Source organism: Salmonella sp. FC25216 (assembly GCF_057751355.1).
The window spans coordinates 37,511-50,581 of sequence record NZ_JBDGON010000015.1 but is presented as its reverse complement, the minus strand read 5'-3'; the positions used below and the strand labels follow the sequence as shown (position 1 = coordinate 50,581).

General features: G+C 55.9%; 17 protein-coding genes. All 17 read left to right on the top strand.

The window, feature by feature from the left end:
• Window positions 1-9: 9 nt before the first annotated feature.
• Genes AC3G3F_RS21790 through cobS form a run of 17 tightly spaced genes read left to right on the top strand, consistent with a single transcriptional unit; the run spans window position 10 to window position 13,065 of the window.
• Window positions 10-642: a cobalt-precorrin-8 methylmutase gene (locus AC3G3F_RS21790; RefSeq protein ID WP_053510292.1), complete on the top strand. Its 633-nt coding sequence runs from the start codon at window positions 10-12 to the stop codon at window positions 640-642.
• Window positions 642-1,781: a cobalt-precorrin-5B (C(1))-methyltransferase CbiD gene (gene cbiD / locus AC3G3F_RS21785; RefSeq protein ID WP_488395757.1), complete on the top strand. Its 1,140-nt coding sequence runs from the start codon at window positions 642-644 to the stop codon at window positions 1,779-1,781. The genes AC3G3F_RS21790 and cbiD overlap by 1 nt, the downstream gene beginning before the upstream one ends.
• A complete protein-coding gene (locus AC3G3F_RS21780; protein ID WP_053510288.1) occupies window positions 1,775-2,380 on the top strand; it encodes a cobalt-precorrin-7 (C(5))-methyltransferase in 606 nt (201 codons plus the stop codon). The genes cbiD and AC3G3F_RS21780 overlap by 7 nt, the downstream gene beginning before the upstream one ends.
• On the top strand, window positions 2,370-2,939 hold the full coding sequence (locus AC3G3F_RS21775) for a decarboxylating cobalt-precorrin-6B (C(15))-methyltransferase (RefSeq protein ID WP_053510286.1): 570 nt from the start codon (window positions 2,370-2,372) through the stop codon (window positions 2,937-2,939). The genes AC3G3F_RS21780 and AC3G3F_RS21775 overlap by 11 nt, the downstream gene beginning before the upstream one ends.
• Entirely contained in the window at window positions 2,932-3,705 is a 774-nt protein-coding gene (locus AC3G3F_RS21770; RefSeq protein WP_070789790.1) for a cobalt-precorrin-4 methyltransferase, read from the top strand. The genes AC3G3F_RS21775 and AC3G3F_RS21770 overlap by 8 nt, the downstream gene beginning before the upstream one ends.
• On the top strand, window positions 3,686-4,741 hold the full coding sequence (gene cbiG, locus AC3G3F_RS21765; protein ID WP_053528901.1) for a cobalt-precorrin 5A hydrolase: 1,056 nt from the start codon (window positions 3,686-3,688) through the stop codon (window positions 4,739-4,741). Before AC3G3F_RS21770 ends, cbiG begins: the two co-directional genes overlap by 20 nt.
• Entirely contained in the window at window positions 4,741-5,466 is a 726-nt protein-coding gene (locus AC3G3F_RS21760) for a precorrin-3B C(17)-methyltransferase (RefSeq protein ID WP_023249083.1), read from the top strand. Before cbiG ends, AC3G3F_RS21760 begins: the two co-directional genes overlap by 1 nt.
• Entirely contained in the window at window positions 5,463-6,254 is a 792-nt protein-coding gene (locus AC3G3F_RS21755) for a cobalt-precorrin-6A reductase (RefSeq protein WP_023249082.1), read from the top strand. Before AC3G3F_RS21760 ends, AC3G3F_RS21755 begins: the two co-directional genes overlap by 4 nt.
• A gap of 2 nt (window positions 6,255-6,256) precedes the next feature.
• Complete coding sequence (gene cbiK, locus AC3G3F_RS21750; RefSeq protein ID WP_023249081.1) at window positions 6,257-7,051, top strand: sirohydrochlorin cobaltochelatase; 795 nt, start codon at window positions 6,257-6,259, stop codon at window positions 7,049-7,051.
• Window positions 7,048-7,761 carry a cobalt-factor II C(20)-methyltransferase gene (locus AC3G3F_RS21745; RefSeq protein ID WP_023249080.1) on the top strand — a complete coding sequence of 238 codons (714 nt, stop codon included), beginning with the start codon at window positions 7,048-7,050 and terminating at the stop codon, window positions 7,759-7,761. Before cbiK ends, AC3G3F_RS21745 begins: the two co-directional genes overlap by 4 nt.
• On the top strand, window positions 7,758-8,495 hold the full coding sequence (gene cbiM, locus AC3G3F_RS21740; protein ID WP_053510279.1) for a cobalt ECF transporter S component CbiM: 738 nt from the start codon (window positions 7,758-7,760) through the stop codon (window positions 8,493-8,495). The genes AC3G3F_RS21745 and cbiM overlap by 4 nt, the downstream gene beginning before the upstream one ends.
• A 1-nt stretch (window position 8,496) precedes the next feature.
• Window positions 8,497-8,778, top strand: a complete 282-nt coding sequence (locus AC3G3F_RS21735) for an energy-coupling factor ABC transporter substrate-binding protein (protein ID WP_023249078.1) — start codon at window positions 8,497-8,499, stop codon at window positions 8,776-8,778.
• Window positions 8,765-9,442, top strand: coding sequence for an energy-coupling factor ABC transporter transmembrane protein (locus AC3G3F_RS21730; RefSeq protein WP_220531547.1), 678 nt, complete (start codon window positions 8,765-8,767; stop codon window positions 9,440-9,442). The genes AC3G3F_RS21735 and AC3G3F_RS21730 overlap by 14 nt, the downstream gene beginning before the upstream one ends.
• A gap of 8 nt (window positions 9,443-9,450) precedes the next feature.
• Window positions 9,451-10,266 (top strand): energy-coupling factor ABC transporter ATP-binding protein, encoded by an 816-nt coding sequence (locus tag AC3G3F_RS21725; protein ID WP_023249076.1) that lies wholly within the window; start codon window positions 9,451-9,453, stop codon window positions 10,264-10,266.
• Window positions 10,263-11,783, top strand: a complete 1,521-nt coding sequence (locus AC3G3F_RS21720; protein ID WP_111764231.1) for a cobyric acid synthase — start codon at window positions 10,263-10,265, stop codon at window positions 11,781-11,783. The genes AC3G3F_RS21725 and AC3G3F_RS21720 overlap by 4 nt, the downstream gene beginning before the upstream one ends.
• A complete protein-coding gene (gene cobU / locus AC3G3F_RS21715; RefSeq protein ID WP_023249074.1) occupies window positions 11,780-12,325 on the top strand; it encodes a bifunctional adenosylcobinamide kinase/adenosylcobinamide-phosphate guanylyltransferase in 546 nt (181 codons plus the stop codon). The genes AC3G3F_RS21720 and cobU overlap by 4 nt, the downstream gene beginning before the upstream one ends.
• On the top strand, window positions 12,322-13,065 hold the full coding sequence (gene cobS / locus AC3G3F_RS21710) for an adenosylcobinamide-GDP ribazoletransferase (protein WP_053510273.1): 744 nt from the start codon (window positions 12,322-12,324) through the stop codon (window positions 13,063-13,065). The genes cobU and cobS overlap by 4 nt, the downstream gene beginning before the upstream one ends.
• Window positions 13,066-13,071: the final 6 nt, after the last annotated feature.

The window sequence follows — 13,071 nt, the reverse complement described above, 5'->3', positions numbered from 1 at the left end:
GACGACAGTATGCATTATATCCAGCAGCCCCAAACCATTGAGGCCAATAGTTTCACCATTATTAGCGACATTATTCGCGAAGCGCATCCCGATTACCGTTTCGCCAGTCCGCTCCATGAGGCCATTATCAAGCGGGTTATCCATACCACCGCCGATTTCGACTGGCTGGACATTTTGTGGTTCTCTGCTGATGCGCTGGAGCAGCTTTGTGATGCGCTACGCCATCCGTGCATTATTTATACCGATACCACGATGGCGCTGTCCGGCATTAATAAAAGATTGCTGGCGACGTTTGGCGGCGAGTGTCGTTGTTATATCAGCGATCCGCGCGTGATACGCGCCGCAAAAACGCAGGGGATTACCCGTTCAATGGCTGCTGTTGATATTGCTATCGACGAGGAGGAGAAAAACAAAATCTTTGTTTTCGGCAATGCGCCGACGGCCCTGTTCCGTTTGCTTGAGCATAACGTGACGGTGAGCGGCGTGGTGGGTGTACCGGTAGGCTTTGTTGGCGCTGCGGAGTCCAAAGAGGCGCTCACCCATAGCCATTTCCCGGCGATTGCCGCGTTAGGGCGTAAAGGCGGCAGTAACGTAGCCGCCGCTATCGTCAATGCGCTGCTTTATCACCTCCGGGAGGCTTGATGAGCGAGCTTTCTTTTGACGCGCCGGTCTGGCATCACGGTAAAGCGTTACGTAAAGGATATACCACCGGTTCCTGCGCGACGGCGGCGGCAAAAGTCGCCGCGCTGATGGTATTGCGTCAACATCTAATTCATCAGGTTTCCATCGTCACGCCGTCGGGCGTCACGCTATGCCTGAACGTGGAGTCGCCGCACATTGAAGGCCAGCAGGCGATAGCCGCAATTCGTAAAGATGGCGGCGATGACGTGGATGCCACGCACGGGATGTTGATTTTTGCCCGCGTTACGCTCAACGACAGCGGTGAGATTACGCTCACTGGCGGCGAAGGTATTGGTACGGTAACGCGTAAAGGGGTCGGACTGCCGCTCGGGAGCGCCGCTATCAATCGTACGCCGCGCCATACCATTGAGTCTGCGGTGCGCGAAGCGATAGGCCCGGCGCGTGGGGCCGATGTGGAGATTTTTGCCCCGGAAGGCGAAGCGCGGGCGCAAAAAACGTATAACTCGCGGCTTGGCATTCTTGGCGGCATTTCCATTATTGGCACTACCGGCATTGTGACGCCGATGTCGGAAGAAAGCTGGAAACGCTCGCTATCGCTGGAGCTGGAGATCAAACGGGCGTCAGGATTAACGCGGGTGATACTCGTGCCGGGCAATCACGGCGAACGGTTTGTTCGCGAACAAATGGGCGTCGACACACAGGCGGTCGTCACCATGAGCAATTTTGTCGGCTACATGATTGAAGAGGCGGTACGGCTGGGGTTTCGCCAGATAGTGCTGGTGGGTCATCCTGGAAAATTGATCAAAATCGCTGCCGGGATCTTCCATACCCATAGCCATATTGCCGATGCGCGGATGGAAACGCTGGTCGCGCATTTAGCTCTACTGGGCGCGCCGCTGGAGTTACTCACTCTGGTCGGCGATTGCGATACCACCGAAGCGGCAATGGAGCACATTGAAGCATATGGCTTCGGGCATATCTACAACCATCTTGCCAGGCGTATTTGTTTGCGAGTCATAGAGATGCTGCGTTTTACCAAAACGCTGCCTGTCTGCGACGCCATCCTGTTTTCTTTTGATAACCATATTCTCGGTAGTAATCGTCCCGTCGACGAGATTGCTAAGGAGCTGCAATGCTAACGGTCGTGGGAATGGGGCCCGCCGGACGGCATTTGATGACGCCTGCGGCGCTGGAAGCGATAGACCATGCCGATGCGCTGGCAGGCGGTAAACGCCATTTGGCGCAGTTTCCGACGTTTGGCGGCGAACGATTTACGCTGGGCGCGGATATTGGCGCGTTGTTGTCCTGGATTGCCGCCCGTCGGGATAAACGGATCGTGGTGCTGGCCTCCGGCGATCCGCTGTTTTATGGCATCGGTACGCGCATGGTGGCCCATTTTGGTATTGAGCATGTTCGCATTATCCCAGGGATCAGCGCCGTACAGTATCTGTGCGCGCAGGCTGGAATTGATATGAATGACATGTGGTTGACCAGTAGTCACGGTCGTTGCGTCAGCTTCGAGCAACTGGCGAGCCATCGCAAAGTGGCGATGGTCACGGACGCCCGCTGCGGCCCGCGGGAAATCGCGCGGGAACTGGTCGCGCGCGGTAAAGGGCATCGCTTAATGGTGATTGGTGAAAATCTGGCGATGGAAAATGAGCGAATCCACTGGCTACCTGTCAGTGCGGTCAACGCCGACTATGAAATGAGTACAGTGGTGATCCTTGATGAAAGATGAGCTTTTTCTGCGCGGCGAGAACGTGCCGATGACCAAAGAGGCAGTACGGGCGCTGGCACTGTCGAAACTTGAGCTCCACCGCGCCAGTCACCTGCTTGACGTCGGGGCGGGAACGGGAAGCGTCTCAATTGAAGCGGCGCTGCAATTTCCTTCGTTGCAGGTGACGGCTATTGAGCGCAATCCCGCCGCGTTACGGTTGCTTGATGAGAATCGTCAGCGCTTTGCCTGTGGCAATATCGATATTCTCCCCGGCGAAGCGCCAATGACCATAACCAGGAAAGCCGATGCGGTGTTTATGGGCGGCAGCGGCGGGCATCTGACGGCGCTGATTGACTGGGCGATGCGCCATCTGCATCCCGGTGGCCGTCTGGTAATGACCTTTATCTTGCAGGAAAACCTCCATGGCGCTCTGGCGCATCTTGCGCGCATCGGTGCATGCCGAATGGACTGTGTACAGCTTCAGCTCTCATCGTTAACGCCGCTGGGGGCGGGACACTATTTCAAACCGAACAATCCTGTTTTTGTTATCGCCTGTCAGAAGGAAGAAAACCATGTCTGAGACATTTGATCCACGCTGTGTGTGGTTCGTCGGCGCCGGGCCGGGCGATCGCGAGCTGATCACGCTTAAAGGATACCGTCTGCTGCAACAGGCGCAGGTAGTTATCTATGCTGGTTCGCTGATCAATACCGAACTGCTGGATTACTGCCCCGCGCAGGCAGAACGCTACGACAGCGCCGAACTGCATCTTGAGCAGATTATCGAGCTGATGGCGGCGGGCGTGAAAGCGGGAAAAACGGTGGTGCGTTTGCAAACGGGCGATGTCTCGCTGTATGGCTCCGTACGTGAGCAAGGCGAAGCGTTAACCCGCCGCGGTATTGACTGGCAGGTAGTGCCTGGCGTCAGCGCGTTTCTCGGCGCTGCGGCGGAGCTGGGCGTGGAATATACCGTACCGGAGGTATCGCAGAGTCTCATTATTACCCGTCTGGAAGGGCGTACGCCAGTACCGGCGCGCGAACAACTGGAGGCTTTCGCCAGTCACCAGACGTCGATGGCGATTTATCTCTCCGTTCAGCGTATTCACCGGGTGGCGGAACGTCTCATTGTCGGCGGTTATCCGGCAACTACGCCTGTCGCGGTCATCTATAAGGCTACCTGGCCGGAAAGCCAGACCGTTCGCGGCACGTTAGCGGATATTAGCGACAAAGTACGTGATGCTGGCATCCGTAAGACGGCGCTGATCCTGGTCGGGAATTTTCTGGGTAAGGAGTATCACTACTCAAGACTCTATGCAGCGGACTTTAGCCATGAATACCGTAAAGCCTGAATCCATTGCGTTGTTTTGCCTGACGCCCGGCGGTGTGGCGCTGGCAAAGAGACTTGCCGCGATGCTGCCGTTAACCTGCTTTACCAGTGAAAAACTGCGGGAAGAGGGATTTATTCCCTTCGACGGCGGATTCGCTAATACCGCGCGGCAGGCTTTTACCACCTATACCGCGCTCATTTTTATCGGCGCGACCGGCATTGCCGTTCGTGTCCTGGCGCCGTTAGTGAACGACAAGTTCAGCGATCCGGCGGTGGTCGTCATTGATGAACGTGGTCAGCATGTCATTAGCCTGCTTTCCGGTCATGCGGGCGGGGCCAATGCCTTGACGCGCTACCTGGCAGGAATGTTAGGCGCCGATCCGGTGATTACCACGGCAACGGATGTCAATGAGATGTCCGCGTTGGACACCTTAGCTTTCCAGCTTAACGCCCGCATGACCGATCTTCGAACGGCGGTAAAAACCGTTAACCAGATGTTGGTTAGTCATCAACGTGTGGGGTTATGGTGGGATGCCGAACTGACGGAAGACATCGGCCAGTGCGATATTCGCGGTTTTATCCCTGTTGATGATTTGCAGCGGTTGCCTGAACTGGATGCGCTGATCTGCGTCTCTTTGCGTAATGACCTCCCTGAGCTTTCCGTACTGCACTGGAAACTGGTGCCCCAGCGCGTGGTGGCGGGAATTGGCTGTCGCCGCGATACGCCATTTCCCCTGTTAGCGACATTACTGGCGCGCCAGCTTGAAGCGCAAAAACTCGATCCGCTGGCGTTAAAAGCGATTGGCAGCGTCACGCTCAAAAAAGGGGAGCCGGGGCTTATTCAGCTCGCCTCCTGCTGCCGCGTGCCTTTTAAAACCTTTACCGCCGAAGCGTTGCGCGAATTCGAACACCATTTTCCTGGTTCTGGCTTCGTCAGAAAAACGGTGGGCGTTAGCAGCGTATCCGGCCCGGCAGCGTGGTTATTAAGCCAGGGACAATTGTTAGGCGAGACCCTGCGAGAACAGGGCGTCACTATTACTTTAGGAGTTGCACACTGATGTTGAGCGTAATTGGTATTGGCCCCGGTTCGCAGGCAATGATGACGATGGAGGCTATCGACGCGCTTCAGGCGGCGGAAATCGTCGTGGGCTACAAAACCTATACCCATCTGGTTAAAGCATTCACCGGCGACAAACAGGTGATCAAGACCGGCATGTGTAAGGAGATTGAACGCTGCCAGGCGGCTATTGAACTGGCGCAGGCCGGGCATAACGTAGCGCTAATCAGCAGCGGCGATGCGGGGATTTACGGCATGGCGGGTCTGGTGTTGGAACTGGTCGGCAAGCAGAAACTGGACGTTGAGGTGCGGCTCATTCCTGGCATGACCGCCAGCATCGCCGCCGCCTCTTTACTGGGCGCGCCGCTGATGCATGACTTCTGCCATATCAGCCTGAGTGATTTGCTCACGCCGTGGCCGGTTATTGAAAAACGTATTGTCGCTGCCGGAGAAGCAGACTTTGTTATCTGTTTTTACAACCCGCGCAGCCGCGGGCGCGAAGGGCATCTGGCGCGCGCGTTTGAACTGCTTGCCGCCAGTAAAAGTGCGCAAACGCCGGTTGGTGTGGTGAAATCCGCTGGACGTAAGAAAGAGGAAAAATGGCTGACTACGCTTGGCGATATGGATTTTGAACCGGTAGATATGACCAGTCTGGTCATTGTCGGTAATAAAACGACCTATGTTCAGGATGGGCTGATGATCACGCCGCGAGGTTACACGCTGTGAAAGAGGGGGAGGTGCTGGTGGTGGGCGGTACCAGCGATGCGCGCGCGTTATGCCGACAACTGGATGCGGCGAAAGTCGCATACACCTTATCCGTGGCGACGCCAGCCGGAAAAGCGCTGGCTGGCGATATTAAAGGACAGGTGCGCTGCGGTCGTCTGGAGTACGGGCAGATGGTCGCCTGGCTAAAAGAAAACCGCACTCGCTGGGTAATAGACGCATCGCATCCCTATGCGGAAATGGTCAGCCATAACCTCCTTCGCGCCTGTGAAACGGCGGGCGTGTTGTTAAGTCGTTATCAGCGTCCGGATCAGCTTAGCAATCTGACGCATCCGCTTCTCTATACGGCGCGCAGTATTGCCGATGCCTGCGAGATAGCGAGGCGTTTTGGTCCGCGCGTTTTACTGACGACCGGCAGTAAAGATTTGGCCGTCTGGCGTGCCGGACTGGCGGAAAAAACGTTGCTGGCGCGCGTACTGCCCGTGGCGGAGGTGATTCAACGCTGCAGCGAACTGGGGTTCGGCGTTGGAGAGATTTTCGCACTGTGCGGGCCGTTCAGCGCTGATTTCAACGCCGCGTTTTACCACCAATGCCGGGCCGACGTGGTCATTACCAAAGCGTCCGGCGCGGAGGGGGGATATCAGGAAAAAGTCCGGCCCTGTCTGGATGCGGGCATTCCCTGCATCGTTATTGCGCGCCCGACGCCGCTCGTGACGGGTGATGAATTACTGGAAAGCCAGGCCGCCTTTGCGCAGCGTTTATCGCGCTGGCTGGCCGCAGCTAAGGAGTAAAAATGAAAAAAGCGCTTCTGGTGGTCAGTTTTGGCACCAGCTATCACGACACCTGTGAAAAAAACATTGTGGCGTGCGAGCGTGATCTGGCGGCGTCCTGTCCCGATCGCGACCTGTTTCGCGCCTTCACTTCCGGAATGATCATTCGCAAGCTTCGCCAGCGTGACGGTATCGACATCGATACGCCATTCCAGGCTTTGCAAAAGCTTGCTGCACAGGGATATCAGGACGTGGCGATTCAGTCGTTGCACATTATTAACGGCGACGAATATGAAAAAATTGCCCGTGAAGTACAAACCTTGCGTCCGTTATTTACTCGCCTGACTCTGGGCGTGCCGCTGCTGAGCAGCCATAACGATTATGTGCAGCTAATGCAGGCGTTGCGACAACAGATGCCATCGCTCAGACACACGGAGAAAGTCGTTTTTATGGGCCACGGCGCCAGCCATCATGCATTCGCAGCTTATGCCTGCCTCGATCATATGATGACCGCGCAGCGCTTCCCGGCGCGCGTCGGCGCCGTAGAAAGTTATCCAGAGGTCGATATCCTGATCGACAGCCTGCGTGACGAAGGTGTCACCGGCGTACATTTGATGCCACTAATGCTGGTGGCGGGCGATCACGCCATTAATGATATGGCTTCAGACGACGGCGACTCATGGAAAATGCGCTTTAACGCGGCGGGCATTCCGGCGACGCCGTGGCTGAGCGGGCTGGGAGAAAACCCGGCTATCCGGGCGATGTTTGTCGCGCATTTGCGTCAGGCGCTGAACATGGCGGTAGAGGAGGCGGCATGAACGGTAAATTATACGCATTAAGTACCGGGCCTGGCGCGCCTGATCTGATTACCGTTCGCGCAGCGCGGATTCTTGGCGCGCTGGACATTCTGTATGCGCCCGCTGGTCGTAAGGGCGGCGATAGTCTGGCGCTGTCGATTGTGCGCGACTATCTCGGCGAGCAGACGGAAGTACGTTGTTGCCATTTCCCTATGAGTACTGACAGCGCCGAGAAAGAAGCGGTCTGGAACGAGGTTGCCGCCGCGCTTACCGCAGAGGTAGGGGCTGGTAAACAGGTCGGTTTTATTACCCTTGGCGATGCGATGCTATTCAGTACCTGGATTTTTTTACTCCAGCGTATCGGTTGCCCGGCGTGGCTGGAGATTGTCCCCGGCGTCACCTCCTTCGCCGCGATAGCCGCCCGGGCGAAAATGCCGCTCGCCATAGAGCAGCAATCGCTGGCGGTTATTTCTTGTACCGCGCCGGAAGCGGAAATAGCCCAGGCGCTACAACAGCATGATAGCCTGGTGTTGATGAAAGTGTATGGCCGGTTCGCCCGTATTAAAGCGTTGCTGGCGCAGGCTGGCCTGCTGGAGTGCGCCTTAATGATGTCCGAGGCCACGCTGCCCGGCGAGCAGTGCTGGCGTCATCTCCACGAGGTCAACGATGATCGACCGTTGCCCTATTTTTCGACCATTCTGGTCAACAAACAGTGGGAGTATGCAGAATGAAACTTGAACAGCAGCTTAGACAGTTGTCTTTCAGTGGACTGGCTGCAGCGCTATTGCTGATGGTTGTCCCGCAACAGGCGTTTGCGATGCATATCATGGAGGGCTTTTTACCGCCAGTGTGGGCGCTGGCCTGGTGGTTACTGTTTTTACCCTGCTTGTGGTATGGGCTGGTGCGCTTACGGCGTATTGTGCAGGAGGATAATCATCAGAAGGTACTGTTGGCGCTGTGCGGCGCGTTTATTTTTGTCCTGTCCGCGCTCAAAATTCCGTCGGTAACGGGGAGTTGTTCACATCCGACCGGCGTTGGTCTGGCGGTTATCTTGTTCGGGCCCGGGGTGGTGGCGATTCTCGGCGCGGTTGTGCTGCTGTTTCAGGCGCTGTTGCTGGCGCACGGCGGTCTGACGACGCTTGGCGCAAACGGAATGTCGATGGCGGTGATTGGTCCGGTTGTCGGTTATCTGGTGTGGAAGATGGCCTGCCGCGCCGGACTGCGCCGCGATGTCGCCGTTTTTCTGTGCGCGATGCTGGCGGATTTGGCAACCTATTTTGTGACTTCAGTCCAGCTTGGCGTTGCGTTTCCCGATCCCCATGCCGGAGCGACAGGGTCTGTTGTGAAGTTTATGGGGATTTTCTGCCTCACACAGATTCCTGTCGCCATTGCCGAAGGTTTATTAACCGTCATGATTTATGACCAGTTAACCAAACGGCAATTGATTACCGTACAAGGACATTAAAATGAAAAAAACGTTGATGTTGTTAGCGATGGTGGTGGCGCTGGTGATTCTGCCGTTTTTTATTAACCATGGCGGTGAATATGGCGGTTCAGACGGCGAAGCGGAAAGCCAGATTCAGACTATTGCGCCGCAGTATAAACCCTGGTTTCAGCCGCTGTATGAGCCTGCCAGCGGTGAAATTGAAAGCCTGCTGTTTACCCTTCAGGGCTCTCTCGGCGCTGCGGTGATTTTCTATATTCTGGGTTACTGCAAAGGTAAACAACGCCGTGATGACCGGGCTTGACCGACTCAGCTATCAAAGCCGCTGGGTACACGTTGCGCCGCAGCGCAAGTTTTTGCTGTGGCTGGCGATGATGATACTGGCGTTTGTTCTGCCGCCTGTGGGGCAGGGCATTGAGCTGCTGATCATTGCCGGATTGAGCTGTTGGCTATTGCGGATATCCCTCTGGCGCTGGTGTCAATGGATGGCGATACCTTTGGGATTTTTGTTGGTCGGCGTGATAACGATTATCTTCAGCATCAGCCGCGAGCCGCAAATGCTGCTGGCTGGCGTATCTGTCGGGCCGTACTGGATCGGGATTACCCGTGCGGGCGTGGTCACGGCGAATGCAACGTTCTGGCGTAGCCTGACTGCGCTGGCCGCGACTCTGTGGCTGGTGATGAATCTACCGTTTCCGCAGTTAATTAGTCTGCTTAAACGCGCGCATGTTCCACGCCTGCTTACCGAGCAAATCCTGTTAATGTGGCGCTTTATCTTTATTCTTCTGGATGAGGCGGTGGCAATCCGTCGCGCGCAAACGCTGCGTTTTGGTTATTGCAGTCTGCCTAACGGCTATCGATCTCTGGCGATGCTGGCTGGACTCCTGTTTACGCGGGTGTTAATGCGTTATCAGCAAATGACCACCACGCTGGATATCAAACTGTATCAGGGTGATTTTCACCTGTAAGGACTATTATGCTTGCCACTTCAGACCTGTGGTTCCGTTATCAGGATGAGCCGGTACTTAAAGGGTTAAATCTGGATTTTTCGCTCTCGCCTGTTACCGGTTTGGTGGGCGCGAACGGTTGTGGGAAGTCTACGCTTTTTATGAACCTGAACGGCCTGTTGCGCCCGCAAAAGGGCGCCGTGTTGTGGCAGGGAAAACCGCTGGATTACAGTAAACGCGGACTACTGGCGCTGCGCCAGCACGTTGCGACGGTTTTTCAGGACCCCGAACAGCAGATTTTTTATACTGATATCGATAGCGACATTGCGTTTAGTTTACGTAATTTGGGCGTGCCGGAGGCGGAAATCACGCGCCGCGTCGACGAGGCGCTAACGCTGGTTGATGCTCAACATTTTCGTCATCAGCCCATTCAGTGTTTGAGTCATGGGCAAAAAAAACGTGTGGCTATCGCCGGAGCGCTGGTGCTACAGGCACGCTATCTATTGCTGGATGAACCCACTGCCGGTCTCGATCCCGCGGGGCGCGCCCAGATGATCGCTATCATCAGGCGGATTGTGGCGCAGGGAAATCATGTCATTATCTCCAGCCATGATATCGATCTTATTTATGAAATTAGCGATGCCGTATACGTGCTACGCCAGGGCCAGGTCCTGACGTATGGCACGCCTGACGAGGTTTTCGCGTGTACGGAAGCGATGGAACAAGCGGGGCTAACCCAGCCCTGGTTGGTCAAACTTCATACTCAACTGGGACTGCCGCTGTGTAAAACAGAAACGGAGTTTTTTCATCGAATGCAAAAGTGCGCATTCAGGGAGGCGTCATGACGCAGGCAGTTATGTTGCAGGGGACGGCATCCGATGTTGGCAAAAGTGTGCTGGCGGCGGGTTTATGCCGCATTTTTTATCAGGATGGTCTGCGTACCGCGCCGTTTAAATCGCAAAATATGGCGCTTAATTCTGGTATTACGCCGGATGGTAAAGAGATGGGGCGGGCGCAGATTTTTCAGGCGGAAGCCGCGGGGATCACGCCAGATGTGCGTATGAATCCGGTGCTGCTCAAACCGACCAGCGATCGCCAGGCGCAGGTCGTGCTGATGGGGAAAGTGGCGACCAATATGGATGCGGTTAGTTACCATGACTATAAACCGCATTTGCGTGAGCAAATCCTTGCGGTCTATAACAGCCTGGCGCAGGAATATGACGTTATTGTGCTGGAAGGCGCCGGAAGCCCGGCGGAAATCAATCTGCGCGATCGTGATATCGTCAATATGGGAATGGCGGAAATGGCCCAGTGTCCGGTTATTCTGGTGGCGGATATCGACCGGGGCGGCGTATTCGCCGCTATTTATGGCACGCTGGCGCTGCTGCATAAACAGGAGCGTGACAGAGTAAAGGGCGTCATTATCAACAAATTCCGCGGCGACGTGGCGCTGCTCTATTCCGGTATCGAACAAATCGAATCGCTTACCGGCGTCCCGGTCCTGGGAGTGATGCCGTGGCTGGATGTGGATCTGGAAGATGAAGATGGCGTCGCGCTGCAAAACGATAAATATCGCGGTAACGCCCCCCGTGATATCACTATTGCCATTGTGCAACTGCCACATATTTCTAACTTTACGGATTTTAACGCTCTGGCGGCGCAGCCGGATGTGCGCATACGCTATATTCGCCGCCCGGAAGCGTTGACTGACGTTGATCTGGTGATCCTGCCGGGCAGTAAGAATACGCTGAGCGACCTCGCCTGGCTGCGCGAAAGCGGGATGGCGGATGCGGTATTGCAGACACATCGACAGGGCGTGCCGGTGATGGGAATTTGCGGCGGCTACCAGATGCTGGGCGACACCATTGTGGATGAGGTGGAGTCGGGGCTGGGTACGCAGCCGGGCCTGGGGCTGCTTAATACGATCACTCGCTTTGCACAGGATAAAACCACGACGCAGGTTAACGCGACAATGTCAGGCGAACTGCCCGGCTGGCTGGCTGCCGCGGCGGGGCTACCGGTACGCGGTTATGAAATCCACATGGGGGAAACGGTGCTGCAGGAAGGATGCTGTACGGCCATGACGTTACAGAAAAATGGATGCCCTATGGCGGATGGCGCGGTTACTGCTGACGGACTGGCGTTCGGCACTTACCTTCACGGCCTGTTTGACAGCGATGCGTTTACCCGTGCGGTGGTCAATGGCTTACGGGCGCGAAAAGGACTTGCGCCGCGGGAAACGGCTTTTTGTTATGCGGAGCATAAAGCGCGGCAATTTGATCTGCTGGCGGAGGCGATGCGGCAACATATTGATATTGATAAAATTTATACCATCATGCAACAGCACCAGGAGCCAGTATGATGATTCTGGTGACGGGCGGGGCGCGTAGCGGAAAAAGCCGCCATGCTGAAACCTTAATTGGCGATGCGCCGCAGGTACTGTATATCGCCACCTCGCACATTCTTGATGACGAGATGGCGGCGAGAATTCAGCATCATAAAGATGGCAGGCCGGCACACTGGCGGACCGCAGAATGCTGGCGGCATCTTGATACGTTGATTACCGCGGATCTTGCCCCTGACGACGCGATTTTGCTGGAGTGTATGACCACGATGGTGACGAATCTGCTGTTTGCGCTGGGAGGAGAAAACGATCCCGAACAGTGGGATTACGCGGCGATGGAGCGTGCCATTGAAGATGAAATTCGGATTTTAATTGCAGCCTGCCAGCGCTGCCCGGCGAAAGTGGTACTGGTTACAAATGAGGTGGGAATGGGGATCGTCCCGGAAAACCGTCTGGCGCGCCATTTTCGTGATATTGCCGGTCGGGTAAACCAACGACTGGCGGCAGCGGCGGATGAGGTCTGGCTGGTAGTCTCAGGTATTGGAGTCAAAATTAAATGAGTAAGCTGTTTTGGGCCATGCTCGCTTTTATTAGCCGCTTGCCCGTGCCGTCGCGTTGGTCGCAGGGACTGGACTTCGAGCAGTATTCGCGCGGGATTGTGATGTTTCCCTTTGTCGGGTTGATTCTGGGGGGGCTCAGCGGCCTGGTTTTTATCCTCCTGCAACCCTGGTGCGGTATTCCGTTGGCGGCGTTGTTCTGTATTCTGGCGTTGGCGCTGCTGACCGGCGGTTTTCATCTGGATGGTCTGGCCGATACCTGCGATGGCATTTTTTCCGCGCGCCGTCGTGAGCGGATGCTGGAGATTATGCGCGATAGCCGTCTGGGAACCCACGGAGGGCTGGCGCTTATTTTTGTGCTACTGGCAAAAATTCTGGTCATCAGCGAACTGGCGTTACGCGGAGCGCCAATGTTGGCGGCGCTGGCAGCGGCTTGTACGGCTGGACGCGGCAGCGCCGTTTTATTGATGTACCATCATCGTTACGCCCGTGAAGAGGGGCTTGGCAACGTATTTATCGGTAAAGTCAGCGGACGGCAAACCTGCGTTACGCTGGGATTGGCGGTAATCGTCGCCACGGTATTGCTGCCCGGTATGCAGGGACTGGCCGCAATGGTGGTCACACTCACGGCGATTTTCATCCTCGGCCAGTTGCTTAAACGTACGCTTGGCGGGCAAACCGGCGATACGCTGGGCGCGGCGATCGAACTTGGCGAACTGATCTTTCTGCTGGCTCTGTTATGAGCCGAT

Coding starts and splice junctions, on each gene's coding strand:
- AC3G3F_RS21790 (WP_053510292.1), top strand. CDS start 10: ATGCATTATATCCAGCAGCCCCAAACCATTGAGGCCAATAGTTTCACC.
- cbiD (WP_488395757.1), top strand. CDS start 642: ATGAGCGAGCTTTCTTTTGACGCGCCGGTCTGGCATCACGGTAAAGCG.
- AC3G3F_RS21780 (WP_053510288.1), top strand. CDS start 1,775: ATGCTAACGGTCGTGGGAATGGGGCCCGCCGGACGGCATTTGATGACG.
- AC3G3F_RS21775 (WP_053510286.1), top strand. CDS start 2,370: ATGAAAGATGAGCTTTTTCTGCGCGGCGAGAACGTGCCGATGACCAAA.
- AC3G3F_RS21770 (WP_070789790.1), top strand. CDS start 2,932: ATGTCTGAGACATTTGATCCACGCTGTGTGTGGTTCGTCGGCGCCGGG.
- cbiG (WP_053528901.1), top strand. CDS start 3,686: ATGAATACCGTAAAGCCTGAATCCATTGCGTTGTTTTGCCTGACGCCC.
- AC3G3F_RS21760 (WP_023249083.1), top strand. CDS start 4,741: ATGTTGAGCGTAATTGGTATTGGCCCCGGTTCGCAGGCAATGATGACG.
- cbiK (WP_023249081.1), top strand. CDS start 6,257: ATGAAAAAAGCGCTTCTGGTGGTCAGTTTTGGCACCAGCTATCACGAC.
- AC3G3F_RS21745 (WP_023249080.1), top strand. CDS start 7,048: ATGAACGGTAAATTATACGCATTAAGTACCGGGCCTGGCGCGCCTGAT.
- cbiM (WP_053510279.1), top strand. CDS start 7,758: ATGAAACTTGAACAGCAGCTTAGACAGTTGTCTTTCAGTGGACTGGCT.
- AC3G3F_RS21735 (WP_023249078.1), top strand. CDS start 8,497: ATGAAAAAAACGTTGATGTTGTTAGCGATGGTGGTGGCGCTGGTGATT.
- AC3G3F_RS21730 (WP_220531547.1), top strand. CDS start 8,765: ATGACCGGGCTTGACCGACTCAGCTATCAAAGCCGCTGGGTACACGTT.
- AC3G3F_RS21725 (WP_023249076.1), top strand. CDS start 9,451: ATGCTTGCCACTTCAGACCTGTGGTTCCGTTATCAGGATGAGCCGGTA.
- AC3G3F_RS21720 (WP_111764231.1), top strand. CDS start 10,263: ATGACGCAGGCAGTTATGTTGCAGGGGACGGCATCCGATGTTGGCAAA.
- cobU (WP_023249074.1), top strand. CDS start 11,780: ATGATGATTCTGGTGACGGGCGGGGCGCGTAGCGGAAAAAGCCGCCAT.
- cobS (WP_053510273.1), top strand. CDS start 12,322: ATGAGTAAGCTGTTTTGGGCCATGCTCGCTTTTATTAGCCGCTTGCCC.